28 protein-coding genes and 1 pseudogene are annotated in these 23,771 nt (G+C 55.3%); 12 read left to right on the top strand and 17 right to left on the bottom strand.

Annotated elements, in window-relative coordinates:
* The first annotated feature begins 72 nt into the window (after positions 1–72).
* The 5 genes from thrS to ACR0IM_RS05460 all read left to right on the top strand — a co-directional run bounded on the left by thrS (position 73) and on the right by ACR0IM_RS05460 (position 4,752).
* Positions 73–2,031 (top strand): threonine--tRNA ligase, encoded by a 1,959-nt coding sequence (thrS, locus tag ACR0IM_RS05440; protein ID WP_480681086.1) that lies wholly within the window; start codon positions 73–75, stop codon positions 2,029–2,031.
* 222 nt (positions 2,032–2,253) lie between these two features.
* A complete protein-coding gene (locus ACR0IM_RS05445; RefSeq protein WP_170325388.1) occupies positions 2,254–2,541 on the top strand; it encodes a BufA1 family periplasmic bufferin-type metallophore in 288 nt (95 codons plus the stop codon).
* 71 nt (positions 2,542–2,612) lie between these two features.
* Positions 2,613–3,470, top strand: coding sequence for an MNIO family bufferin maturase (gene bufB / locus ACR0IM_RS05450; RefSeq protein WP_480640763.1), 858 nt, complete (start codon positions 2,613–2,615; stop codon positions 3,468–3,470).
* Positions 3,467–4,228, top strand: coding sequence for an HvfC/BufC family peptide modification chaperone (locus ACR0IM_RS05455; protein ID WP_480640764.1), 762 nt, complete (start codon positions 3,467–3,469; stop codon positions 4,226–4,228). The genes bufB and ACR0IM_RS05455 overlap by 4 nt, the downstream gene beginning before the upstream one ends.
* Entirely contained in the window at positions 4,225–4,752 is a 528-nt protein-coding gene (locus ACR0IM_RS05460; RefSeq protein ID WP_480595562.1) for a DoxX family protein, read from the top strand. Before ACR0IM_RS05455 ends, ACR0IM_RS05460 begins: the two co-directional genes overlap by 4 nt.
* Position 4,753: 1 nt before the next feature.
* Here the strand turns inward: ACR0IM_RS05460 and ACR0IM_RS05465 are convergent, their stop codons facing one another.
* Positions 4,754–5,122, bottom strand: a complete 369-nt coding sequence (locus tag ACR0IM_RS05465) for a hypothetical protein (protein ID WP_480595563.1) — start codon at positions 5,120–5,122, stop codon at positions 4,754–4,756.
* Between the two features lie 41 nt (positions 5,123–5,163).
* Positions 5,164–5,481 carry an arsenate reductase family protein gene (locus tag ACR0IM_RS05470; protein ID WP_480681087.1) on the bottom strand — a complete coding sequence of 106 codons (318 nt, stop codon included), beginning with the start codon at positions 5,479–5,481 and terminating at the stop codon, positions 5,164–5,166.
* Positions 5,482–5,696: 215 nt separating this feature from the next.
* Between ACR0IM_RS05470 and ACR0IM_RS05475 the strand changes: the two genes are divergently transcribed.
* Positions 5,697–5,903, top strand: a complete 207-nt coding sequence (locus tag ACR0IM_RS05475; RefSeq protein WP_008758035.1) for a cold-shock protein — start codon at positions 5,697–5,699, stop codon at positions 5,901–5,903.
* 211 nt (positions 5,904–6,114) lie between these two features.
* Here ACR0IM_RS05475 and ACR0IM_RS05480 read toward each other — a convergent pair whose 3' ends face one another.
* From ACR0IM_RS05480 to ACR0IM_RS05505, 6 genes and pseudogenes are all read right to left on the bottom strand, one after another.
* Positions 6,115–6,312: a hypothetical protein gene (locus tag ACR0IM_RS05480; protein ID WP_480681088.1), complete on the bottom strand. Its 198-nt coding sequence runs from the start codon at positions 6,310–6,312 to the stop codon at positions 6,115–6,117.
* Between the two features lie 43 nt (positions 6,313–6,355).
* A pseudogene (locus tag ACR0IM_RS05485) lies at positions 6,356–6,511 on the bottom strand (IS3 family transposase); the annotation flags it as partial.
* Positions 6,512–7,308: 797 nt separating this feature from the next.
* Entirely contained in the window at positions 7,309–8,106 is a 798-nt protein-coding gene (locus tag ACR0IM_RS05490) for a transporter family protein (RefSeq protein WP_480681089.1), read from the bottom strand.
* Between the two features lie 165 nt (positions 8,107–8,271).
* Positions 8,272–9,252: a CobW family GTP-binding protein gene (locus tag ACR0IM_RS05495; protein ID WP_480681090.1), complete on the bottom strand. Its 981-nt coding sequence runs from the start codon at positions 9,250–9,252 to the stop codon at positions 8,272–8,274.
* A gap of 14 nt (positions 9,253–9,266) precedes the next feature.
* Positions 9,267–10,733 (bottom strand): guanitoxin biosynthesis MBL fold metallo-hydrolase GntH, encoded by a 1,467-nt coding sequence (gene gntH, locus ACR0IM_RS05500; protein ID WP_480681091.1) that lies wholly within the window; start codon positions 10,731–10,733, stop codon positions 9,267–9,269.
* Positions 10,734–10,758: 25 nt separating this feature from the next.
* On the bottom strand, positions 10,759–10,977 hold the full coding sequence (locus tag ACR0IM_RS05505; RefSeq protein ID WP_480681092.1) for a hypothetical protein: 219 nt from the start codon (positions 10,975–10,977) through the stop codon (positions 10,759–10,761).
* Positions 10,978–11,070: 93 nt separating this feature from the next.
* On the opposite strand from ACR0IM_RS05505, the gene ACR0IM_RS05510 reads away from it, so the two are divergent.
* On the top strand, positions 11,071–12,411 hold the full coding sequence (locus tag ACR0IM_RS05510) for a tetratricopeptide repeat protein (protein WP_480681093.1): 1,341 nt from the start codon (positions 11,071–11,073) through the stop codon (positions 12,409–12,411).
* Positions 12,412–12,972: 561 nt separating this feature from the next.
* On the opposite strand, the gene ACR0IM_RS05515 is transcribed toward ACR0IM_RS05510, so the two are convergent.
* Positions 12,973–14,274 carry a PIN domain-containing protein gene (locus ACR0IM_RS05515; protein WP_480681094.1) on the bottom strand — a complete coding sequence of 434 codons (1,302 nt, stop codon included), beginning with the start codon at positions 14,272–14,274 and terminating at the stop codon, positions 12,973–12,975.
* Positions 14,275–14,370: 96 nt separating this feature from the next.
* Between ACR0IM_RS05515 and ACR0IM_RS05520 the strand changes: the two genes are divergently transcribed.
* On the top strand, positions 14,371–14,772 hold the full coding sequence (locus ACR0IM_RS05520) for a hypothetical protein (RefSeq protein WP_480681095.1): 402 nt from the start codon (positions 14,371–14,373) through the stop codon (positions 14,770–14,772).
* Positions 14,773–14,803: 31 nt separating this feature from the next.
* Here the strand turns inward: ACR0IM_RS05520 and ACR0IM_RS05525 are convergent, their stop codons facing one another.
* From ACR0IM_RS05525 to thyX, 3 genes are all read right to left on the bottom strand, one after another.
* Positions 14,804–15,328 (bottom strand): dihydrofolate reductase, encoded by a 525-nt coding sequence (locus ACR0IM_RS05525; RefSeq protein WP_480681096.1) that lies wholly within the window; start codon positions 15,326–15,328, stop codon positions 14,804–14,806.
* Positions 15,329–15,331: 3 nt separating this feature from the next.
* Positions 15,332–16,165, bottom strand: coding sequence for a thymidylate synthase (locus ACR0IM_RS05530; RefSeq protein ID WP_480595570.1), 834 nt, complete (start codon positions 16,163–16,165; stop codon positions 15,332–15,334).
* Positions 16,166–16,290: 125 nt separating this feature from the next.
* Complete coding sequence (thyX, locus tag ACR0IM_RS05535; RefSeq protein ID WP_480681097.1) at positions 16,291–17,064, bottom strand: FAD-dependent thymidylate synthase; 774 nt, start codon at positions 17,062–17,064, stop codon at positions 16,291–16,293.
* A gap of 176 nt (positions 17,065–17,240) precedes the next feature.
* Here thyX and ACR0IM_RS05540 point away from each other — a divergent pair, with 176 nt between their 5' ends.
* Together ACR0IM_RS05540 and ACR0IM_RS05545 are read left to right on the top strand one after the other, a co-directional pair.
* Positions 17,241–17,669 carry a VOC family protein gene (locus ACR0IM_RS05540; protein ID WP_480595572.1) on the top strand — a complete coding sequence of 143 codons (429 nt, stop codon included), beginning with the start codon at positions 17,241–17,243 and terminating at the stop codon, positions 17,667–17,669.
* Positions 17,666–18,415 carry a DUF1194 domain-containing protein gene (locus ACR0IM_RS05545; RefSeq protein ID WP_480640793.1) on the top strand — a complete coding sequence of 250 codons (750 nt, stop codon included), beginning with the start codon at positions 17,666–17,668 and terminating at the stop codon, positions 18,413–18,415. The genes ACR0IM_RS05540 and ACR0IM_RS05545 overlap by 4 nt, the downstream gene beginning before the upstream one ends.
* Here the strand turns inward: ACR0IM_RS05545 and ACR0IM_RS05550 are convergent, their stop codons facing one another.
* The 3 genes from ACR0IM_RS05550 to ACR0IM_RS05560 all read right to left on the bottom strand — a co-directional run bounded on the left by ACR0IM_RS05550 (position 18,416) and on the right by ACR0IM_RS05560 (position 19,637).
* Entirely contained in the window at positions 18,416–18,913 is a 498-nt protein-coding gene (locus tag ACR0IM_RS05550) for a MarR family winged helix-turn-helix transcriptional regulator (RefSeq protein WP_480595574.1), read from the bottom strand. It abuts the gene before it with no gap.
* A gap of 77 nt (positions 18,914–18,990) precedes the next feature.
* On the bottom strand, positions 18,991–19,248 hold the full coding sequence (locus ACR0IM_RS05555; RefSeq protein ID WP_480595575.1) for a succinate dehydrogenase assembly factor 2: 258 nt from the start codon (positions 19,246–19,248) through the stop codon (positions 18,991–18,993).
* A complete protein-coding gene (locus ACR0IM_RS05560) occupies positions 19,245–19,637 on the bottom strand; it encodes a helix-turn-helix domain-containing protein (RefSeq protein WP_480595576.1) in 393 nt (130 codons plus the stop codon). The genes ACR0IM_RS05555 and ACR0IM_RS05560 overlap by 4 nt, the downstream gene beginning before the upstream one ends.
* Positions 19,638–19,728: 91 nt before the next feature.
* On the opposite strand from ACR0IM_RS05560, the gene ACR0IM_RS05565 reads away from it, so the two are divergent.
* Positions 19,729–20,931, top strand: coding sequence for a pyridoxal phosphate-dependent aminotransferase (locus ACR0IM_RS05565; protein WP_480681098.1), 1,203 nt, complete (start codon positions 19,729–19,731; stop codon positions 20,929–20,931).
* Positions 20,932–20,944: 13 nt separating this feature from the next.
* Positions 20,945–21,346, top strand: a complete 402-nt coding sequence (locus ACR0IM_RS05570) for a hypothetical protein (protein WP_480681100.1) — start codon at positions 20,945–20,947, stop codon at positions 21,344–21,346.
* Positions 21,347–21,354: 8 nt separating this feature from the next.
* Here the strand turns inward: ACR0IM_RS05570 and ACR0IM_RS05575 are convergent, their stop codons facing one another.
* Together ACR0IM_RS05575 and ppk2 are read right to left on the bottom strand one after the other, a co-directional pair.
* Positions 21,355–22,719, bottom strand: coding sequence for an MATE family efflux transporter (locus ACR0IM_RS05575; RefSeq protein ID WP_480681101.1), 1,365 nt, complete (start codon positions 22,717–22,719; stop codon positions 21,355–21,357).
* A 99-nt stretch (positions 22,720–22,818) separates the two neighbouring features.
* On the bottom strand, positions 22,819–23,739 hold the full coding sequence (gene ppk2, locus ACR0IM_RS05580) for a polyphosphate kinase 2 (RefSeq protein WP_480595580.1): 921 nt from the start codon (positions 23,737–23,739) through the stop codon (positions 22,819–22,821).
* Positions 23,740–23,771 lie beyond the last annotated feature (32 nt).

A 23,771-nucleotide genomic window follows, 5' to 3' on the forward strand; every position in this document is an offset into this window, starting at 1 on the left:
GCCAAATCAGCCCAACACATATAACCCGCAACCGGGCGTTCAGTGGGCGCCGAACCGACGAGGAGAGCCGATATGGCCCTGGATTCAAAATCCGTCTCTCTGACTTTTCCCGATGGCAATGCACGTTCCTTTGACGCAGGCGTCACGCCAGCGCAGGTGGCTGCCGATATCTCGACATCGCTGGCGAAAAAGGCTATCTCGGCCACTGTGAACGGCAAACACTGGGACCTGCAGTGGCCCATCGAAGCCGATGCCGATATCGCCATCCACACCATGAAGGATGAAGCACAGGCTAATGAGCTGATCCGACACGATCTGGCCCATGTCATGGCCCGTGCCGTTCAGGAGATTTGGCCAGCCACCAAGGTCACCATCGGCCCGGTCATCGAGAACGGTTGGTACTACGACTTTGACCGCGAGGAACCGTTCACGCCCGAAGATCTCGGCCTCATCGAGAAAAAGATGAAAGAGATCATCAACAAGCGTGATCCCGTCACTACCGAGGTTTGGGACCGTCAGCGCGCGATCGAGTTCTACAAGGCCAATAACGAGCCCTATAAGGTCGAGTTGATCGAGTCCATTCCGGGTGACGAGCCGCTTCGCATGTATTGGCACGGCCACTGGCAAGACCTGTGCCGTGGTCCGCACCTGCAGCACACCGGCCAATTGCCTGGCGACGCTTTCAAACTGATGTCCATCGCTGGCGCCTATTGGCGTGGCGACAGCGACCGCGCGATGCTGCAGCGTATCTATGGCGTCGCTTTTACCGGTAAAGAAAAGCTCAAAGCTCACCTGCATATGTTGGAAGAGGCCGCAAAGCGCGACCACCGCAAGCTGGGTCGCGAGATGAACCTTTTCCACATGCAGGAAGAGGCCCCCGGCCAGATCTTCTGGCATCCGAACGGCTGGCGAATCTACACCACGCTGCAGGACTACATGCGGCGGATGCAAGAGCGCGACGGCTATGTCGAGGTGAACACCCCACAGGTCGTTGACCGCAAGCTGTGGGAAGCATCGGGCCACTGGGACAAGTATCAGGAAAACATGTTCATCGTCGAAGTCGACGAGGAACACGCCCGCGAAAAGGCGATCAACGCACTTAAACCAATGAATTGCCCCTGCCACGTGCAGGTGTTCAATCAGGGTCTGAAATCCTATCGCGACCTGCCTTTGCGCATGGCCGAGTTCGGATCCTGCGCGCGGTACGAACCGTCGGGGGCGTTGCACGGGATCATGCGTGTGCGCGGGTTTACGCAGGATGATGGGCACATCTTCTGCGCCGAGGATCAGATTGAATCCGAGACCGCCAAGTTCATCGCTTTCCTGTCCAAGGTTTATGCAGATCTGGGCTTCCACGACTGGACGATCAAACTGTCCACCCGCCCGGAAAAGCGGATCGGATCGGATGAAAGCTGGGATCTGGTCGAAAAGGCGCTGGGTGATGCCTGTAAGGCAGCCGGTTATGACTATGAGGTCCTTGAAGGCGAAGGCGCGTTCTACGGGCCCAAGCTGGAATTCACTCTGACCGACGCGATCGGTCGAACGTGGCAGTGCGGAACATTGCAAGTTGACCCCAACCTGCCCGAACGTCTGGACGCCAGCTTTATCGGCGCAGATGGCGCCAAGCACCGTCCGTTCATGCTGCACCGGGCGACGCTGGGTTCTTTCGAACGCTTTATCGGCATCCTGATTGAAGAACACGCCGGTAAATTACCTTTCTGGCTGGCTCCGCGTCAGGTCGTTGTGGCCTCGATCACCTCAGAGGCCGATGACTATGTGCTGGAAGTGGTCGAAACACTCAAGGCCGCTGGCGTGCGCGCCGAGGCGGATATCCGCAACGAAAAGATCAACTACAAGGTCCGCGAGCACTCGGTCGGCAAAGTGCCGGTCATTCTGGCCGTTGGCCACCGTGAAGTTGAGGAGCGCACCGTCAGTGTCCGCCGTTTGGGCGAAAAACAGACGCAGGTTCAACCGCTTGACGTTGTAACAAATGAGCTTTCCCAGGCGGCAACCCCGCCCGACTTGCTGTAACATTCGGCATCAAATTGCCGGAAATCCGGCCCCGGATTTGGGGCCGGATTGAAACATTTACCATTTTTCATTTCAAAAACAGTTTGTTAACCTTCAAGGGGGCATGTCATGTCCTGACGGGGTTGTGAGACACGGGCTCGTGAATTCAACTGCAGCCTCGCAAGCACTACCTTTGTCATTGTCACAAGCAGACATACGCAGTCATCAAAAGGGATTACCGAGATGTCGAACACCGCAAAAACACTGGTTATCGCAAGCGCAGTCGCAGCCGCCGTTTCGGGCGCCGCCACTACTGCCACCGCACAAGCCAAAGAGAAATGCTATGGCGTATCGCTGGCCGGTCAGAACGACTGCGCAGCTGGCCCCGGCACCACCTGCGCGGGCACCTCAACAGTGGATTATCAGGGCAACGCCTGGACTCTGGTCGACGCGGGCACTTGCGCCGATATCGAACTGCCGGACAACCGCAAGGGTTCGCTGGAACCGCTGGACCGCGACCTGCCGGCATAAGCCCAAGCTTTCGAGAACCGAAGGGGCGGGCCATATCGTCCGCCTCTTTTTCGTGATTGGAGGGCGCGCACATGTTGGACAATTCGACCAGACCAAACAGGCTGCCGGCCGCTCCGGGCGTTGGCTATAAACCACAGCACTTTGCGCAGATTCTGGATCACGCAAACCCCGTCGCCTGGCTTGAGATTCATGCCGAAAATTACATGGGCGATGGCGGTCGCCCAATTGCACAGCTGCGGCACCTGTCAGAGCAGTTCCCAATTTCCGTCCATGGTGTCGGCCTGTCAATCGGTGGCGAAGGACCCTTGGACCCTGACCATCTTGCGCGCCTGAAACACCTTGTCGGCTGGCTGAACCCCGCCAGTTTTTCCGAGCATTTGGCCTGGTCTACCCATGACAGCCATTTCCTGAATGACCTGCTGCCCCTGCCCTATACTGATGAAACACTGGAGCGCGTTTGCGACCATATCGATCAAGTTCAGGAAACCGTGGGGCGGCAGATGCTGCTGGAAAACCCCTCCAGCTATCTGGCGTTTGAGGAAAGCACATGGTCCGAACCGGACTTTCTGCGCGAGATCGCGCGTCGCACGGGCTGCGGTCTATTGCTTGATGTGAACAACGTCTTTGTCTCGGCCACCAATCTGGATTTCTCACCGCAAGGCTATATCGAAGCCTATCCGCTGGACAAGGTTGGCGAGATTCACCTTGGCGGGCATGATGAGGATGAAGACGACCACGGCCACCCGTTATTGATCGATAGCCACGGGCGCGAAGTGGTCGATCCGGTCTGGGCCTTACTGGATTACGTACTGGAACGCTCGGGCCCGAAACCGGTGCTGATCGAATGGGACACGGACGTCCCCGACTGGCCCATTCTGCGGGCCGAGGCAGACCGCGCGCAGGCGGCATTGGACCGCATCCCGGCATGAGTGTTTCGCAAACAACCTTCCATACCGCGCTGCTGGACCCGTCGGCAGCCATACCCGAAGGGCTGCTGGACGCCGCCACTCAACCCGCCGGACGCCGGTTCAGCGTCTACCGGAACAACGTGGCTGTGTCGCTGACAGAGGCGATGCATCAGGCCTTTCCGGTGATCACCAAGCTTTTGGGAACGCAGAACATGGATGGTCTGTCGGGAATATTTCTGCGCAAGCATCCTCCCTCTTCGCCCCTAATGATGTTCTATGGCGAGGCGTTTCCGGACTTCCTGACCGGAATGGAACAGCTTTCCCATCTGGGCTACCTGCCCGACGTGGCGCGTTTGGAACTGGCATTGCGGCGGTCATACCATGCGGCGGACAGCACACCCGCCCCGGAAGATGCGTTGGCCGTGCCGCCGGAAGATATCATGCGGGCACGGCTGGGTTTTGCCCCGTCGATGCAGGTTCTGAACTCGAACTGGCCGGTCTTCTCGATCTGGCACTTCAACACTGAAGAGACCGCGCCCAAACCCGAACCCGGCCCCGAGTCCGTTCTGATCACTCGGCCCGACTATGATCCGGCGCCACACCTGCTGCCGACGGGCGGTGCATATTGGATTGCGGGACTTCAGGCCGGGCAAACAATTGGCGACGCGTTTGAAGAAACGGCGGCCAAATTCCCCGATTTTGACCTTGGGGCCACTCTGGCGCTGCTTTTGCAGGGCGGCGCAATAACCTCTGTGACTATCGAAAGGCTGGCAACATGACTGCCCTGATCTCATTGCACAACAACACCCTGGGACGGTTGGAAATGACCGCCGGCTGGTTGACACCAACCCTGGCCCGGCTGGTCTTTGCAGCAACATTGCTGGTGTACTACTGGAATTCGGCGAAAACCAAATTGGGCAGCGGCTTCTTTGGCTTCCTGTCCCCGTCGGACGGTGCCTACGTACAGATCTTCCCCAAGGCAATGGAAGCTGTCGGTTATGACAGCTCGCAACTGGGTATTGGTCACTGGGCCATAGCGGTCGCAGGAACATGGGCCGAATTCCTGCTGCCCGCTCTGATCGTGATTGGTCTGCTGTCGCGGTTCGCAGCCTTGGGCATGGTCACGTTTGTCTGGGTTCAGACCATCGTGGACGTCAACGGGCATGGCACCGAACTGGGCAGCTACTTTACCAACGCCGTGAGCTTGCTGGACGATCGGACACTGTGGACATTCCTACTGCTGGTGATCGTGATCAACGGCGCAGGCCCACTGTCGCTAGACCGCGTCCTGCGGATCAAGTGATTTAGAAATGTGCCTTGGGCTCGTCCGGTTTACCTGCGGCCAGCCCAAGGAAGCCCGCCACGGCCGCAAACGCCACCGGGAACATTGTGAAAACGTTGAAACCAAAGGCGTAATACATCCCCGTTGCCGAAACCAACAACAACACGCCTCCGACCAAGGCTCGTGCATGAGCCATCGCACCACCTGCGATGGCCAGAAGAGGCGCCAAGATCGACACAGCCTGAATAAACCCCGGGTTTTTCGACTGCTCCAGTAGTCCGTCGATCTCTCCGATGTGCTCGATCAGTTCGATACGGCCATAGCCAAAAAAGCCCACAATCATACCGATCAGACCGGCAATGACGCCTAGAATCATAGCTGCGTTGCGCATTTAAAACCCTCTAACTTACGTCAATTCACATAGTTACCCGTTCACGCAACGCCAAGCCCTGCCTTCGTTTCAGCCGTCCAACCCAGATACAGCGTGCCGTTCCGCTCGACCAGGGGACGCTTCATCAAAGTCGGGTGATCGGCCAGCAGGTCTAGCGGAGGCCGCGCGCGATCCGCATCACCCAATCCCCGCCAGGTTGTAGAGCGAGTGTTGAGCAAAGCCTCGCCGAAGGCGTCTAAAGCCCGCGCAAGCACCGAATCCGGCACACCATCGGCCCGAACGTCGACAAATTCAGCATCTGGAAGTGATTTCAATGCCTTGCGGCACGTATCACAGGTCTTCAGGCCATAGAGGCGCATCTGCGGAGTTCTCCTGTATCTGGTTCAATTTTCGGCAATTTCGCCTGAACGTCTCGGTAATTCTTGATTTTTTACTTCACCGTGCAATGTTGAAAAAGACGAAACACGCAATTCGGGCTGTATCGTGTGGGCGATGCGGTGATGTGTTGCGGCGGCGTCAACCACTACCCCACCAATTTTGTGGGACAACGTGAAAGTAGAAGGAGACACGGGAAATGCCAACTGGCACCGTGAAATGGTTTAATACCACGAAAGGCTACGGGTTTATTGCCCCCGATGAAGGCGGCAAGGACGTATTTGTTCATATCTCGGCCGTTGAACGGTCCGGTCTGACCGGGCTCGCTGACAATCAGAAAGTCTCGTACGAGCTGCAAGACGGACGCGACGGCCGCCAAATGGCAGCTGATTTGAAGCCACTGTAAAACAACCGCATTCTGCGGGTTATCAAAACAGGCCAACGGCCAATTACCGGCCGTTGGCCAATCTTCAAAGGTTAGAGAACCTTAGCCTCGCGCCGGGTCGACTTTGGCATGAGTTACCAGTCTTGTTCCATCGCCACGAAGCAAGATGTCCCGGTGACATAGGTGACCAACATGGTCCAGTCACCGGGTTTCTGGTCCAGACCTCCATCAATTATTCAGGCCCGCGAGTGCCGGTCGCCGCGCGTTCCCAACCGAACTGACGTTCAAGTTTATCGTGTATCCGGGCGGCGGGCTCGCAAATCACCTCGGCAGTCGAGGACTTGGCCTGTGCTTTGAGTGCAAGCACAAGGCACAGGCAAATGGTTCGGATCACGGCAGAAACCGTCATGAATGAGTTACACAGCTTCATGACGCCCCGTTTAAACAAGCGATATGGGCGGTCAGCCTTCGCGGATACCACCGTATTTCTTCTTCCAGCGGTAATAGGTTTGTTCAGTCACACCAATTTGCCGGATCGCATCCAGACGCGGCATACCTTGCCCAGTAAGGACCTCAACCTGTCGTAACTTCGTGACAATTTCCTCTGGCTTGGGTCGCTTGTCGGCCATGCGATCCCTCCGTTTTCCTAAACATAGTGGAGGACCACTTCACTGGGGGAAGACCAGGATATCTCCGACGACAAGGTCAGAGTATTCGAAGACGAAGCACCGCATCTCGATATCCCGGCCAAGGATGTCACCGGTTGGATTAAGGGTCACATGCGCCGAAGTAGCGTTTGGTATCTGGTTCGAAAAATCGCGAAGTTGGCATTTCGGGAAAATGAAACAACGTCTGACGATGAGCAGGATGGATTGTCAAATGACACCTAACCAAACGAACAATGAGGAGTATCAGAGCCGGTCTCCCGTCCTTCTACACCATTGCAAATCACTTGCGCTGGAGGACGGAAATAGAGCCTCTCCTGAAGAAGCGCTCGCACGCCCGAGAACTGGCTTTCCTAGAGCGACGAATTATTATGCAAAGTTAGCCAATTGCCCGAAAGCGTCAGATACAGATGGGAATGTCGGAAGAAAGGCCCAATAAGACGACCGAAGAATTCGAGAAACGTTGCGAGGTAGACGTCATTACGGTGGCCTTTCTCCTCGTCAAAGCAGCTCAGTTCGCCTCAGAAGATGGGCTAACGCGAAAAAGCATGAGCGCGGATGAGTGGGGAGAACTCGCCCCAAGGCAGTCCTAACAAGGGTAAGTGTCACCGGTTTTTGAAATTTTTAGATAGGCCGCAGTCAGCCCAAAGCGGACCTTCAAATCCCTGCATGGTGACTTCCAATGCGGACAAACTGCCGTTCGCTTTCATCAGCGCAATGCCTGCATCCGGTAAGCGGTATTATCTTAGGATAAAGCTCAACTATTTGGGAAATAGCAAGGTAGCTACATGTCTCATGCCCCAACCGTCGGGCCCACTATCGGGGCCGTCGGCCCAATAGCGTACTCCCCCGCCTATGCTGATAAGTTGATCCCCGAGTTGGGTAACTTTGGTGACAACACCGTTGATTGGCACCGACCATTGATCGTTTTCCCAGTCGTAGGTGGACTCAGTGTTTAAAGTGAACGTCCACGCGTTCGAATTTGTGTAGGAAATAAATGGCTGTAAGAACGTCTGGTTGATGTCGGTGTCACCATCAATGTCCCAGATGTGATTTGTCAGGCCACCATATGTCAAAGGACCCTGCTGTTTGAGTGCCACGCCGGTAACTCCAGCACCCCACTCTCCGAGACCTAAGCTGTTATCTGTCGACGTCGGCAGCAGAAAAACGGGTCCAGCCCCCCAGATCCAACCGCCCGCACTTGGTTTTTTGGGCGAAAAAAATAAGCTTTGAACAGTATCTCCTAGCCCAGTCTCGGATCCAGAACCCGGTAGGCCACCATCTATGGAGGCAATTGGAAGAATTGTTCGGGATATGAGGTTCCAATCATCCGTAAGATCAAATGGAACAACCGGTTGTACGTTTAATATCCAACGCGAACCATTTCCTTCGGCACCCAAATTCTGATCATAGTTCAGCTGGAATGGCACACTAATGAGAGCGGCCACTGGGTTAGCAAGTTGCTTTGCTAGTTCTTCTTCCTGGGACTCTGCCCACGCAGTACCATAAAGGGCACCAATCCCGGCAAGTATGGAGCAGCGTAGCAACCTTAGGTTCATAGGCGGTCTCCTTTCAGCCGGCCATTTTCTCATGGGTAGCTTGCACTTGAGATCGCCAGGTTGGCAATGACGTCAATGGCCCACTCACAGTCCGCCGCCGCCGAACTGGATGAAATTATCCAGCACGGTTGACTTATAGACAAAAAACTTGATCGAACCTGGCTTTCAGACTGTCTCCATAAGCGTGTCCGAAAGCACATCCTCGGAGAGCGCCCCCGGTGCGCCTATAGCGACAAGCCTTGTTTCGGGTTTGCGGTCACCCCAAGCACCATCCCGTGCGATGTCCATACGTTTTCCAACGACCTGAACAAGAATGCGATGATCTGGATCCTCCTCGCTAAAAACAAATCCCTTGAGACGATAAACGTCGCCCGAAAGCTTCCGAATTGCGCTCCGGAGGGAAGATAGGCTTATTGGGCGTTCAGCTTTCATCATAGTTGTTGAGAAGCTGTCTGAGTGATCAGAGTGATGACAACCACAATTTGGTCCATGTTCATGGTGATCAGGTATTTCCGTTTCGAGTTGTTCGGCGGCAAAGCGACCAACAGAAAGAAGTATGTCGAGTGGGACGTCTGCGTTTACAGCTTCGACCAGGCGATATCGACGGAAGCGAGACCCGAGCCAATCGTGCACCTTCTGAACTGTGGCCCTGTCGACAAGATCAACCTTGTTCAGAATTACCATGTCCGAAAACGCAATTTGACGGAGCTTCAGTTCCATTTGTTCCGGCGCGGCAAATAACTGTTCCGCATCGACAAGACACATGAGGCTGTCTAAGCGGATCATGTCCCGGAACCGTTGATCCGTGAACGTCATCGCGATTGACGATGGGTCCGACACACCACTTGCTTCAAGGACGATGTATTCTGGTTTCTCAGGCCGGGCGAGAACGGCTTCCACCGTTTCTATCAGGTCATCTCGTATCGAGCAGCACACGCAACCATTCGCGAGGCTCATAACGTCATCTTCGAGGCCAACCACCAAGTCGGCGTCTACGTTTATGGATCCAAAATCATTCACCAGGACTGCTACTCGTAATCCGTGATTGCCGGTGAGGATGCGGTTCAGAAGCGTTGTCTTACCGGCTCCCAGAAAGCCGGTAAGGATCGTTACGGGGATCGCAGAAGTCGAACCAAATTCAATCATTGTTCGATCTCCTCTCAGTCTTCATCACGCGGGCCGATTACATCCGAAACTTTGATGGTAAAGTCCTGCGGCCAGTCTCCGCCGGGTGCTCGGAAAACGTCAGTTGGGTAATACTCGCGTGGATCGATCTCCATATCTCGATACTTCTGGTCTTGCTGATCTGCTCGGGTGAGCCTTGGGTTCGGCAAAGTAACTTCCTCTGGAAGCTCGATGCGCCCAGCCTCTGCTGCTGCAGCCAGTTCACGGAATGGCGGGACAGTGCCAGATTTTCCGGGCAATGCGGCTTTCCTGTACCAAATCGCATCCTTAGTTACGTTGACGACGGCCACATCGAGACCCCATTGGAACAGACCGTCGTAGTGGGCACGAATACCAGCCAGCATTTCAGCGTCGATGTCTTCGTCTTGCGTGTAGTGTGTCACCATTCCCAAACGCGGCCTTGCGTCAGCAAAGAGCTTACCCACTGCATAGTGAGAGGTGTGATGCGTATCGATTGTGTAATTGAACAATTCCTGTGGGATACCGTATTTATAGGTCATCAACTGACCAATATCCTGTCCCGACATTTCGGTTACAAAGACATCAACACCTTCGCCGTATTTCCGTGATAGTTCATCCGGGCGACCATCGCCGGTCCATACAAAGCTCAGACCATTCCAATCGAGCCGATACCCAACTGCCCCGTCCTTGGCATGGCTACGAGGCCAGGATCGAACAGTCACGCCATCTTCGTCATAAACGATGCCGCCTTCCTGACGGAAGTCGAATTCATTGACTTCGATCTCGTAGCCGTCCCCAATCGGGAAAACATCAAAGGCCTCCAGATGCCATTTGAGCATCTGTTGCATGCCTTTCACCATTCCGGCTGTGCCAAGTTCGGGTGTCCGACCAGAGGGACCATGGATGCGTAGTGGCGTGTAACCACCCGACCAGGCACGGAAGGGGTAAATATAGGGAATATCGGCATAGTGGTCGACATGCAGGTGAGAGATGAAGATGTCGTTGATCAGCTGCCCCGGCACTTGCATGGCAATGATATTGCGTACACAACCGGATCCAAAATCGAAGAAGAACCTTTTTCCGTTACCCAGCTCAACCATAATACAGGTGCCCGCCTGATCTTCGCGCGGCGGATATGGCGTTGAGCCACAGAATGAGATTCGCATCTCATCTGGCCCCAACTCCTCACTCAGTGGAAAATAGTTCGCGTTTGAACCAGTCATGTACTTCGTCGGACGGAAGTATTCCGGCAAAGAGATCCCGCCTGCGGGTCGACCACCATATGGGTTCTTGAGTGTTTCTCCTAGTGGACCGTCTCCTTCGTGGGCCTCGGCACTTCCTGCCGCAAACCCAGCTGCCCCCGTTGCAGCCGCTCCAGTGGCCAAGCCCTTTAGAACACTCCGCCGCGACGGGTCTTCTATTTGGTCTGACGCCTGAACCTGTTTGTCGTCCTGGTCTTTCCTACTGTCTTCCTTGGTCATGGATTGGTCCTCAGTTAGAAGTATCTCACAGATTGCGCTTCACCATCCTGCGAAGCTCGTTGATGAGTTCAGATTTGATGTGGGCCCATTCAGCGCGCTCTGAGGCCGTGATCGATGCGTCTTTCGAAAACGCAGATGCTTTCTTCAGGTCTTCGATGACCTCGCCGAATAGTGCATCCGTTTCGATGCGCCCCGACAGCACATCGGAAAGTTCTGGAATTTCTTCAATCAGGTTCACCTTCACTGGAAAAATCCCGACACCCACTATCTATTCTTAAATCAAGATGAGTGCGGTTGACCGCAAAGGCCAAGTGAGTCACCGTGAGTTGGGGGTGAGTTGAAATTGAACAAATCCAACGATTTGCCAATTAATCAACATGTTGGACAGCCTTCTCCGGAACTGATCCGGGAAGCTCTGAGTCGAATTGTATCAAGTGACGGGTTTCAAGCTTCACCCCGACTCACGCAATTTCTCACCTATATAGTCGAGGAATCTCTATCGGGTCGAAGCACTCAGATTCGAGGCAAAGCTATCGCTGTTGAGGTCTATGGGCGGCGCATAGATGGTACTGGTGGTCAAAACCTCGTTCGCGTCGAAGCCAGGCGGCTACGTCGACTGCTACACGCGTTTTACGAAGATCAATGGGACGGTGACGGTGTTCGCATTTTTGTTGACCCTGGCGGATACAAGCCGCGGTTTTCCTACGAACCTACAACCGAAGACCGCACATCAAGTGAACTGAATATCGACAATCCTGTTGGCCGTTGGCGTTCGCTGAAATTGCTGCCAGCCGGACTGGGTGTTCTTGCATTAGTCGCTGTGCTTGGCACCTGGATGAGCCAGGATTACAGGGAGGTTGTGCCAACGACTCAATCCATCGAGAAAGCAGAACGTGCAGCACTGGGGGAGCACTCGTTGACAAGACTCCAGGCGGCCAACCTTGCGGATCAAGCCCGAGGCATGTTTTTTCCCGTTTTTGATGTCAAACGTCAGCAAATAGCATTGGGTATGTTCCAGCACGCTATGGAACTCGACCCGGCGCTGTCTGACGGCTATGCCGGATCAGCGCAGGTCCTGGCGATCCTGGCGGTTTTGTCGCCGGATGAAGCACAAAGGGATGATTTCTTCAATCAAGCCTCAGAAATGTCTGGAAAAGCGCTTCAATTGTCCCCGGCTGACGCGTGGGCAAACAGCGCAAATGGTTGGGTGCTGGCTGTCAAAGACCAGCCAAACGAGGCATTGAAATACGCAAGGATGTCGGTCGAACTGGCGCCGAATGATGCCCATATTCTCGACCTTGCAGGTATCACCGCCATCTTGGCTAACGCCCCGGAACTTGCTGCCGAGGTTAGCAACCCGGAGAGACCCAAATCAGGATCTGGTAGGTTTGGTGCGAGAAACATCTGGGGCGTGTCGCAACTTATGCTCGGGAACTACGAAAATGTTGTTGAAGCCTTTCAAGGAGCGCCAGCTGCCGGTGCGCCTGTAAGTGCGCCTTCGCTCCTATTCCAAGCCGTTGCGCACGACCAGTTGGGGCATTCGGAAGAAGCACAAAATCTAATTATGGAAATGCGAAAGACATGGCCCGAGTTTCCGTCCGAGTTTCTCGCCGACAGGATTTTCCAAAATGACGTCAATACGCGGAATACAATACTGGAGACGCTGAGTAGATACTGACGAAACGTATCGCGCCTATTGCCTCGAAACGAGCGTCAAAATCTTTTCATATAATTCCGCTTTGAAAGCACACGGGGATGATAAAATCGGCGGTAGAGCCGGACCACGCCGTCTGTGGATTGAGGGTGGGCTTTGTAGATTTGCAAAGTCTGCTTACTGCGCATTGCCGTAACTGGGGCATCCCGCAGCATCGGTCAAAGTGGGCTCAGTACCGCCGTTCTCTGCAGCTTGCATTATTGGCTGGTCGCAGCCCAAGGCGGACAGCGCTAGATAAGCGATAGGGCACAGGTGAACAAAGGAAACGTCTCATCTAAGAGATGCTTAGTCTGAATGGCGAGCCTTCAATGCGGCCAAAAACGCTGCATCAAATTCCTCTTTAGGGAGCGACTGATTTCGCATCCATTCCTGCAAGAATTGACGAAAGTCGCTATGCATTTAGATATAAAGTGCACTCAACGCGTAAGCCCAATCCTCCTTGCGGTTCCTAATCAACTTAGAGATCAGCGTTCCAGAAAAGCGACGCCATTGTCTTATCGTGAGGTCACAGACACCCCAGATTTTTTAAATTGCAGCATATGCGACCTGAAAATGAGAATAGACATCCGCATCGGGCGTGCCGAGGACGTTGGACAGAGCTTCGAAATCACCTGAGGTTTCTTTACCTTCTTGCCGCGCCACGTTCGCCAGCACATCCGAAGTCACAGCAAAGTGACCGTGCCCGCTTCGAGCCAGAAACACGCATTGAGCGCAGTAGGCGTCAAATTCTAGAAAACCCTCCTGCAACGCGAACATCAATACTGCTTGCAGCCACACACCCTGGATTCCGAACTCTTGATTAACTAGCTGTCGATAAAACATATCCTCCGACAACAGCAAACCTTGACCAAGCGCAGCGAAAGCCGGATCAAGTAAATCGACAGAAAAGCTGCTGATCAGCTCCTGTGACATCTCGGGTATGTCGTCGGGAGCTTCGCTTGGTACGATTTCGCAGAAGCCAACGACTTGATCCCGTACCTTCAACAATCGCTCATGGTACGCGGCAATTTCTTCTGCTGAATGCTCTTCACGAAAATACCGCCCGTCTATCCCGGTAAGCGAAAGCCTACCAACAGAGTTGTCTTCGGACTCGACAGCCATTCTCGTCAATTCGTCAAGGCACGTTTGCGAGATCCGAATTCGGCCAAAAACTCGCTTGACCACATCAAAGGCGTCTGCCCAATAAATAGTCCAAGCGATCAGAGCATCGATGGTCGTTCCTTCGACACGCTTTTGAGCGATTAGTTCGAGCGCGCTGCCACGCTCGTCCGCGAAACCACGGCACACTATAATATCCGACCCGAGGCTACGCAGATAACCAGCGTATTCAATTGAAGTTCCGCCTTTCAAAGCCGCCAAAATGCTGATTGGAAAACCCTGTTTTGTGTAATATTCCGACGCTTTTTGATGCTGCTCAGCATAACCGCGGATGTAGTCAAGCACCGGTTGAACGTCGCCGTCCGCCATAGCCATCTTGGACATCTGGCGTGAGCCGGGAAACCGAATGTCAAACTCATCCATTATGATGTGGCAAGCTTGAGAATACTTGTGTTTTACTTCAGAGACTGTCCATTCCGATAATTGTTGAGCAATAACACCTGCAAACTGAGAACTTTCGCCAACGCTCTTTCCTATGCACATCTGTGCCAGCTCATTCGAAGTATCGACGACCAAACCAAATAGATGCCGCGCTTCTTTCTCTGGCTCGGCGGAAATTAGGAATTCTCGACGTTCTCCGTTGTCCCTTGTGATTGCAACCCAGCTATCGCCACTGACTTGTGGTACAGATGGAACCACTCGCTCGTTTGGTCCGAGACGCGTATTCATCTGTATCAGCCCACAATAGCCGCTGTGGGGTTCAGCCTCGTTGGGCCCTGCGCTCAGTGCTGCGTATGCGGTTGATATCGCTCGCTCAGGATACCCATGTTTCATCAAGAAATGGGCGAACCAGATTTGCTCTTCACTTTCACCGCGCAGATCAAGGTTGATCATTTCTTGGACAAGTTCATCAGCGGCGGCGAGCTTCTGCGAAAGATCCAACTGTCAGAATCTCAGGTAATTGAATTAGTCGACAGAGTTGAAGCTCGAATGCTCCAAAGGGAGGTGCGTGAAAAGGAACAGGTGACCTTTGTTAAGCCAAGAATTGTTACAAACGAAAAACCCGGAAAGGAAGTAGGCAGACCGAAATCCAAGTACACTGGACAGCTGCACCTGTCGATTTTGGAAGAAGACGAAGTCTGGTTCAAAAAGACCGCGCGCGCCAATAACCTTCAATACGGAAAATTCTTCACTCACCTGCGAAGGGTTTTCGATCTTTACGGATAAAGGCAAAAGCACTCTCCGCTACTTGCGATAGTCAGCTAAGCATGTTTGCTTCCTGGGTATCCAGCTGAATTTGCTGAGCCCCACGCCTCAGGTACTCGTGCAAACAACACTTTGGCCCGTCTGACCGTAGTAGCCGCTTGTTGATCAAACGCCAGGCCTCCAGGTCAAAACTGGGGAAAAATGTATCGGCATCTTGGACTTGAATGTCGACCTCGGAAATCATCAACCTATTCGCTAGTGGGATCATCTCTTGGTAAATCCGTGCTCCTCCGATGCCATAAATTCGATCATATCCCGCATCGGCGGCGATCTTAACGGCCGCGGCCACCGAGGGAGCCACAAGATCCGCGGCGTCAGGCCGTGAAGATACAACGATATTTAGGCGCTTTGGCAGCGGTTTTACCGGAAGGCTATCCCACGTGTTACGTCCCATTATCAGTGCACCCCCGAGTGTTTCTCGCTGAAAGGACTTCAAGTCCTCGGGAAGATGCCAGGGGATATCACCATTTCGGCCGATTGCGCCATTTTCGGCACGCGCGACGATCAAAGTAATCATTGCTTAGACCGCCACTGGCGCAGGGATCGCGGGTTCAGGATCATAATCAACGATCTCGAAGTCCTCGTATCGGAAATCAAATATGGACGACACATCGCGTTTGATGCGGATAGTCGGCAGCTTTTTCGGCTTCCGAGTAAGCTGCAATTTCACCTGATCCATATGGTTGGAATATATGTGGGCATCTCCAATAGTGTGCACAAAATCACCCGCTTCGTAGCCAGTAACATGAGCGAGCATCACTAGAAGTAACGCATAGGATGCAATGTTGAATGGCACGCCAAGGAACATGTCAGCTGACCGCTGGTAGAGCTGAAGGTGCATACGACCGTTCAAGACCCGAACTTGCCAGATTGTATGGCAAGGAGGGAGCGCCATGCGCGGAACATCTCCCGGATTCCATGCAGACACAATGAGGCGGCGACTATCGGGCGTGGACTTTATCGTTTCGATTAGCTGCGTGATCTGGTCAACTCCCCTCCCGAAGTACAGGGGTTCATCATCCTTCACCTGCCCAGTCGGTTGCAGCGTGGGGAAGGCCCGCCATTGATGGCCATATACTGGACCCAGATCACCATTTTCGTCAGCCCATTCGTCCCAAATCGTGACACCATTGTCGTTCAAATATTTGATGTTGGTGTCGCCAGCTATGAACCATAAAAGTTCATGAATAATTGATCTTAAGTGTAGCTTCTTGGTAGTTACCAAAGGAAAACCATCCGCCAACCGATAGCGCGACTGCAAGCCGAATAACGAGATTGTGCCCGTACCCGTGCGGTCGGTTGATTCCTCACCACATTCTAGAATGGTGTTCAATGCATCTAGATACTGCTTCAACTTTGCCCTCGCCTTTCTTTCTTCAGCTTGGACATCACTGGCCCAAAGCTAAAAGCATCGTGCAGTCACATTGACGTTCACTCAGACTAATCTGGGAACGAGACCTGTCTACGCGGCACGATATTTCAAACAGCACCTAGCCGCCCCAACTTTCCTCGTTTGAAAAAACCAGTCAGACCAATAACGGGAAAGCTACTTCCCACTTTTTCGTAACTTACTGACTTGGAAAGCATTTTCCATAAATTGGGAGTATTCACAGCACCTAAAGCTTTCCAGTACCACTGCGTATAGATATTTGCGGGCAAATTCATCCGCGCCAGTTCGCGTGCCAGCCCCTGCTGACCATCCTGGCTGATCATCGCCTCATAGTTGTCGTAGCACCGCGCGCTGTCGGCCTTGAGCACTTCAAGAACCCGCGCGGCCTCTTCCCCCTGCAGCGCATCGCCCCTGCCCTGATTGTTCACCTCGGACTGCGCCGCGACATGATCGGGCGCTGGGATATAGAACTCACGGTCGAGAATCGAGTAGCGTGCGGAGTATTCGTTTACATTTGCCGTGCGGTGGCGAATCCATTGTCGGGCCGCGAACACGGGAAGTTTGACGTGCAGCTTGATCTCGCACATCTCGAACGGGGTCGAGTGCCAGTGACGCATCAGATAGCGGATCAGGCCCTCGTCATTCTGCACCGACTTCGTGCCCTTGCCGTAAGACACCCGTGCCGCCTGACAGATCGCCGCGTCATCGCCCATATAGTCGATCACGCGCACAAAACCGTGGTCCAGCACTTGATGGGCAGTGAAAAGATGCTCTTCCATACCCGCAGCCACAACGCGGCGTGTTTGATGCGATTGCGCCCTTTGCGCTTCGATCTCGGCCAGTTGGTCAGAGGACAGCGGCATGAAATCTCCTTTCCAGCAATGAGTCGCCCACCACTATATCTCGGCAATTCCCGGACCGGAACCGCGATATGTGCGCTCATTTCTTCAAAATTCAAAATGTGTCCCTACTGCCCCTCGACACGCAATGTCCGCGCGCTAAGCTGCTGCGCATCACCTGAACAGAAAGGAAGCCGCAGATGGGGCTGACATATCTTCACACCATGGTCCGCGTGAAAGATCTGGAAAAGTCGATGGCGTTTTATGAGTTACTAGGCCTGAAGGAAACCCGCCGCTATGACAGCGAGGCCGGACGGTTTTCTCTGATCTTCATGGCGCCTCCTGGGCAAGAGGATCGGCCGATCGAGCTGACTTATAACTGGGATGGCGACGACGCTCTGCCGAGCGACAGCCGCCATTTCGGACACTTGGCCTACGGTGTCGATAACATCTACGAAGTCTGTCAGCACCTGCAGGACAGTGGCGTCGTGATCAATCGCCCGCCGCGCGATGGACGTATGGCGTTTGTGCGGTCCCCGGACAACATTTCCGTCGAACTTCTGCAGAACGGCGACGCGTTGAAACCCGCGGAGCCCTGGGCCAGCATGGAAAGCACCGGCCACTGGTGATCCGCTGGCTGACAGCACTGGGGCTAGCCGTTCTGGCCAGCCCGCTTCGGGCCGAAACCTGCCGTCTGGCCCTGGCTTTGGCCATGGACATCTCCACTTCGGTAGACGCAAACGAAGACGCCCTGCAGCGGCAGGGCTTGGCCGCCGCGCTTGTCGCGCCCGAGGTTACCGAGGCGTTCTTTTCCTCGCCTATGCCGGTTGCGCTCGCCGTGTATGAATGGAGCGGTCGATCCACCCAGCGCGTCATTCTGAACTGGACGATGATCTACACGCAGGCCGACCTTTTCGCCGCGGCGGCGACCGTGCAGCAATCGATCCGGTCCGATAGTGGCTCGGCCACAGCGATGGGATATGCGCTGGCCTTCGGTGCAACCCTGATGCAGCAGGCCCCGCCCTGTTTGTTTCAAACCATCGATCTGTCGGGCGATGGGTCGAACAATGACGGCTATGGCCCGGACTCGGCCTATAGACACTTTCCCTTTCAGAACACGGTCGTCAACGGTTTGGTCATCAATGCCGCCGATTTCGAGGGCGAGCTGTACCTGATCCCGTTTTTCGAAAACAACGTCCTGCACGGGCCCGGCGCGTTTCTGGAAATTGCGCAGGGGTTCGAGGATTTCGAACGCGCGATGCGGCGCAAACTGGAGCGGGAACTGAAGGGGTTGCAAATCGGCGCTCTGCAGGACGCCGCGAAAAGGATGCAAGGACTGGACCTGCCCAACGCAAATCCCATCCCGCGCCCCTGATCAGTAGATATACCGGATCTGGTCGGTCCAATACCGCTCGACCCGGCGCAGAGACATGGTGATGTCGTCGATCCCTTCCAGCCCCAGCACGCCACGGGTCTGCAACCCTTCGGCATGGCGCGAGAACAGCTTGGACACGATATCGCGGATTTCCCGCCCGCGCGGGGTCAAACGAACCCGGACCGAGCGCCTGTCGATCTCGCAGCGCTGGTGGTGCATGTAGCCCATTTCAACCAGCTTCTTGAGGTTGTAGCTGACGTTGCTGCCTTGATAATAGCCACGGCTTTTAAGTTCGCCCGCCGTCACCTCATGGTCACCGATATTGAATAGCAATAAGGCCTGAACAGCGTTGATCTCCAACACTCCGACACGCTCGAACTCATCCTTGATGACGTCCAGCAGCAGGCGGTGCAGACGCTCGACCAAAGCGAGCGCCTCGAGATAGCTGGTCATAAACCCCTTGGTTTCCGGCGCGGAGACCTGCATTTCCATACTCATCCGATCCTCCGATTCACTCGCGCTGTTTCAGGCAGCATGAATCGAAATCCCGAAAAATCGGTTAAGCCGGGTTTTCTTTATTTTTGAAAGGTCTGCGCGATATCCGCGATGAGGTCGGCAAAAACACCGGGCGGTTGAACCTGACCCGTGACCCATTGATAGAGGTCCTGATCGTTTTCATGCAGCATGGCGTCGTACAGGTCTAGACCCGCCGTATCCATCTTATCCAGATTGCGTTCGGCATAGGCAGAAAGGATCAGGTCCATCTCTTTGATACCGCGCCGCATTGAGCGCATCTGCATGCGCTTGATCCGGACTTCGCGCGTTTCGGTCACTGGGCCGACTCCAACATCAATCGCAGTCGCTTTTCCAGCCGCGCGGCACGCTCAGCACTGGCGCGCATCTCGCCGCGGATGGCACGCAGTTCTGCCACTGCGTCCACCAGTTCCAGATCGCCCTCGGCCTCGTCGACCGGGGCTTCCATGCCCTCACCCTCGCCAGTCAGCAGCCACATGATCGAGACGTTGATCATGCCCGCCATCATCGACAATCGGTTGGCGCGTGGTTCGGACAGATCGTTTTCCCAGGCCGCGATCGTTGCCTTCTTGACCCCCAGGCGCCGGGCCAGCTGGGACTGTGTCATCCCTGCGGCCTCACGCGCGCCCGCCAGCCTGTCCCCGAAAGTCGCTGCATCTGCTCCATACCAGTCCGTTTCGTCGCTCATCGGGGTCTCCTAATTCATTATTCATACAGCTTGATCGTCATTCGGGCGCACCCTATGACAGACAGGTTGAACATACAAACCGAGGTCGACCATGAGTTTCCTGTCTGCGACACTGTCACGCGTAAAACCCTCTCCGACCATTGCAATGACAGCAAAAGCGGCTGAGCTGAAAGCCGCCGGTCGCGACGTGATCGGCCTGAGCGCGGGCGAGCCGGATTTTGACACTCCGCAGAACATCAAGGACGCGGCAGTGGCGGCGATCGCGGCGGGTAAGACCAAATACACCGCGCCAGACGGCATCCCCGAGCTGAAACAAGCTGCCTGTGCCAAGATGAAACGCGACCATGGGTTGGATTACACGCCTGCGCAGATCTCGGTTGGGACCGGAGGCAAGCAGACCCTGTACAACGCCCTCATGGCGACAATGAATGACGGCGATGAGGTCATTATCCCCGCACCCTATTGGGTCAGTTATCCTGATATGGTGCTGTTGGCCGGGGGCACTCCGGTTGTGGTCGAAACGACGCTGGCAAACAGCTTTAAGCTGACCGCCGAACAGCTTGAGGCCGCAATCACGCCCAAGACCAAGTGGTTCATCTTCAACTCACCGTCCAACCCGACCGGCGCGGGTTACAGCAGTGACGAGTTGAAGGCGCTGACCGATGTATTAATGCGCCATCCGCATGTCTGGATCATGTCCGACGACATGTATGAGCACCTGGCCTACGACGGGTTTGAATTCTGCACCCCGGCCGAAGTCGAGCCCGGCCTCTTTGATCGCACGCTGACCTGCAACGGGGTCTCGAAAGCCTATGCCATGACCGGATGGAGGATTGGGTATGCCGCCGGTCCGGTTGAGATCATTGCCGCGATGCGCAAGATCCAGTCACAGTCTACATCGAACCCTTGCTCGGTCAGCCAATGGGCAGCGGTCGAGGCGCTGAGTGGTACGCAAGCGTTTCTGGCCCCGAACAACGAAACCTTCAAACGTCGCCGCGATTTGGTCGTACGGATGCTAAACGAAATCGACGACATCACCTGCCCCACCCCCGAAGGCGCGTTCTATGTCTACCCCTCAATCGCCGGGCTGATCGGTAAGACCACACCGGCGGGCACGGTGATCGACTCGGATGAGGCTTTCGCTACCGCCCTGCTGGAAGAGGCAGACGTGGCCGTCGTGTTCGGCGCGGCCTTCGGCTTGTCGCCGAACTTCCGCGTCAGCTATGCAACCTCGGATGAGGCCCTGTCCGAAGCCTGCACCCGCATTCAGCGCTTCTGCGCGTCCCTGACCTGAGCCGGAGGCCCCGATGACCGCAGAACTGCCAGAATACTATTTCCGTATCCGTGAAAACGGCGCGGTTGTTTTCAGGATCGACACTGAAAATCGCCAGCGGCGGATCGAGATGGATCAGATCGCGGTCATCAACATTCGCAACGGCGAGGTGAAACCGCAAGGCCAGCGCACCCTAACCGAATCCGACCATACAGAAATTGCGCGCTGGATAGAGGAACGCAAAGCCCTACTGGCGCAGCGCGATATCGACGACATTCATCGCGCGGTCGACTACATGAACCTGACAACGCAATGGGCGCAGTCCAAGGCGTCGGAAGAACAACTCGAGGATGTCACCGACCGATTGCTGCTGGCGATGCACGATCTGCGCACCGTTCTGGTGCGCAAAAAGGCGGATCGGCTGACCAAGGGCTGACCGGGAGGCTATTCGGCCGGAACGCCAACCCCACGGACCGATCGCATCCAGAACCGCGCCATCAGCAGAACGGCGGCGCAGGCAAGGCCCAGCACGAGGCCCAGCCAGATGCCGATCCCGTCCATACCCTGCACGAAGCCAAAGTAGTACGACGCCGGTATCCCCACGACCCAATAACTGAGTCCGGCCATCACCATCGGCACCTTGGCGTCCTGCAATCCGCGCAACAGGCCCAGCGCAATCACCTGCGCCCCGTCCACCAGTTGGAACAGAGCGGCCATGGCCAGCAGCCCGGTGCCGATGGCCAGGATTTGCGGGCGCTGCGGATCGTCAGATTCCATGAACAGCGAAATCAGCGGTTCGGCACAGGTCAGGAACAGGATAACCGTGAATACGGATACCACCAGAGACATGCCCGTCACCGCGATCGCACCCTTTTCCAGATGCGGGCGGTCTTTGCGCCCAAGGGCATTCCCCGCCCGGATCGTTGCCGCATTGGACAGCCCCAAATGCACCATGAACGTGGCCGAGGCCAGGTTCAGCGCGATCCCATGTGCCGCCAGCGGCACCTGCCCCAGCCAACCCATCATGATGGCCGACATGGCGAACAGACTGACCTCGGCCAGCGTCGTCAGGCCGATGGGTACGCCAAGGCGCAGGACGCTGAAAAAAAACTCCCAATCCGGGCGCCAGAAACGTTGGAACAGGCCGTGTTCCGGCAACACACGCACCGCATACATCACCACAAAGACCAGCGACACGATCTGCGTCACGACCGAGGCGATGGCCGCGCCCATCACCCCCAATTCAGGCGCGCCCCAGTTGCCGAAGATCAGCGCATAGTTCGTCACCGCGTTCACCACCGCTGCGGTGACGGTGATCCACAGTACGATCTGAGTCCGTTCAAGCGCGGCCAGATAGGATTTCAGCACCATCACCAACAGCGCCGGGAACAGGCCCCACCCCGCAACACGCAGGTATTGTGAAGCAGTTTCAGCGACTTGCGGGTCTTGCTTCAAGGCGATCAGGATGGGTTGGGACCACCATAAGAGTGGCATCATCAACGTCGCATAAATCAGAGACAACCACAGCCCCATGCGGGTTGAGCGGCGAATGCTGGTCTCATCCTCTTCGGCGGCGGCCGTTGCCACCATGGGCATCACTGCCCAGCCAAACCCTGCGCCGAACAGAAACAGCACGAAGTAATAGCTGCTTGCCAGTGTCACGGCAGCCAGAGCCTCGACCCCGTACCAGCCCAGCATGACCGTGTCGGTCAGTCCGATCGCGAACTGCGCCAGATGCCCGCCGATCAACGGAAAGCCCAGCACGGCAATGGCCCGAAAATGGCCGCGATATGTCATCACCTTGTTCATCCCATCAGCCTTATGCCCGGCCAAAGGCCGGGACAAGAGGTGATAAGGTAAATTTCAGGTTGAGACTATCGGTGCACTAACAGTCGGCCTAACCGGTCACTACGTTTCCGGGTGCAGGGTATTGCCCAGAATATGCTCGGATCGATGGATCACGTGATGGGCCTGCCCTACGATCAGAGGATCGGGTTGCCCCACGATACCGTGATCCTTGTCCGGGTAGTCCAGCGTCGACAGGAAATGGCGCATACAATTCAGACGAGCGCGTTTCTTGTCGTTCGATTTTACGATTGTCCAGGGCGCGTCCGCAGTGTCCGTGTAGAAGAACATAGCCTCTTTCGCCTCGGTATAATCATCCCACTTGTCGAGGCTGGCCTTGTCAATCGGCGACAGTTTCCACTGTTTCAGCGGATCAGTCTCACGGCTTTTGAACCGGCGCTGTTGCTCGGACTGCGTGACAGAGAACCAGTATTTGTAAAGCTGAATGCCCGAACGGACCAACATCCGCTCAAGATCCGGCGTCTGACGCATGAACTCAAGGTATTCGTTTGGCGAGCAGAACCCCATGACGCGCTCAACACCTGCGCGGTTGTACCAGGACCGGTCGTAGAACACCATTTCGCCAACCGTCGGAAGTTCCTGAACATAGCGCTGATAGTACCACTGACCCTTTTCCTCCCAGGTCGGCTTGTTCAGGGCCACAACGCGCGCCTGACGCGGGTTCAGGTGCTCCATGAAACGTTTGATTGTGCCGCCCTTGCCGGCCGCGTCTCGACCTTCGAACAGCAGCACAAATCGCTGACCGGATTCCTGCGCCCACAACTGAACCTTCAGTAATTCAGCTTGCAGTTCGGCCTTTTGCGCCTCATAGGATTTGCGCGCCATCTTGCGGCCATAGGGGTATTTGCCACTTTCAAACGCCTGCCGAATTTTCTCGGGGCTGGGCTGAGAAGGCGCGGTTTTCGATGTTGGCGAGATTTTGACGGGGGATTGTGTTTCTTCGATTTTTACAACAGCTTCCATTCAGTCTTTCCTTTTTTCACTATCCGCGGACA

The sequence above is a fragment of the Ruegeria sp. BF6 genome, from assembly GCF_056538665.1.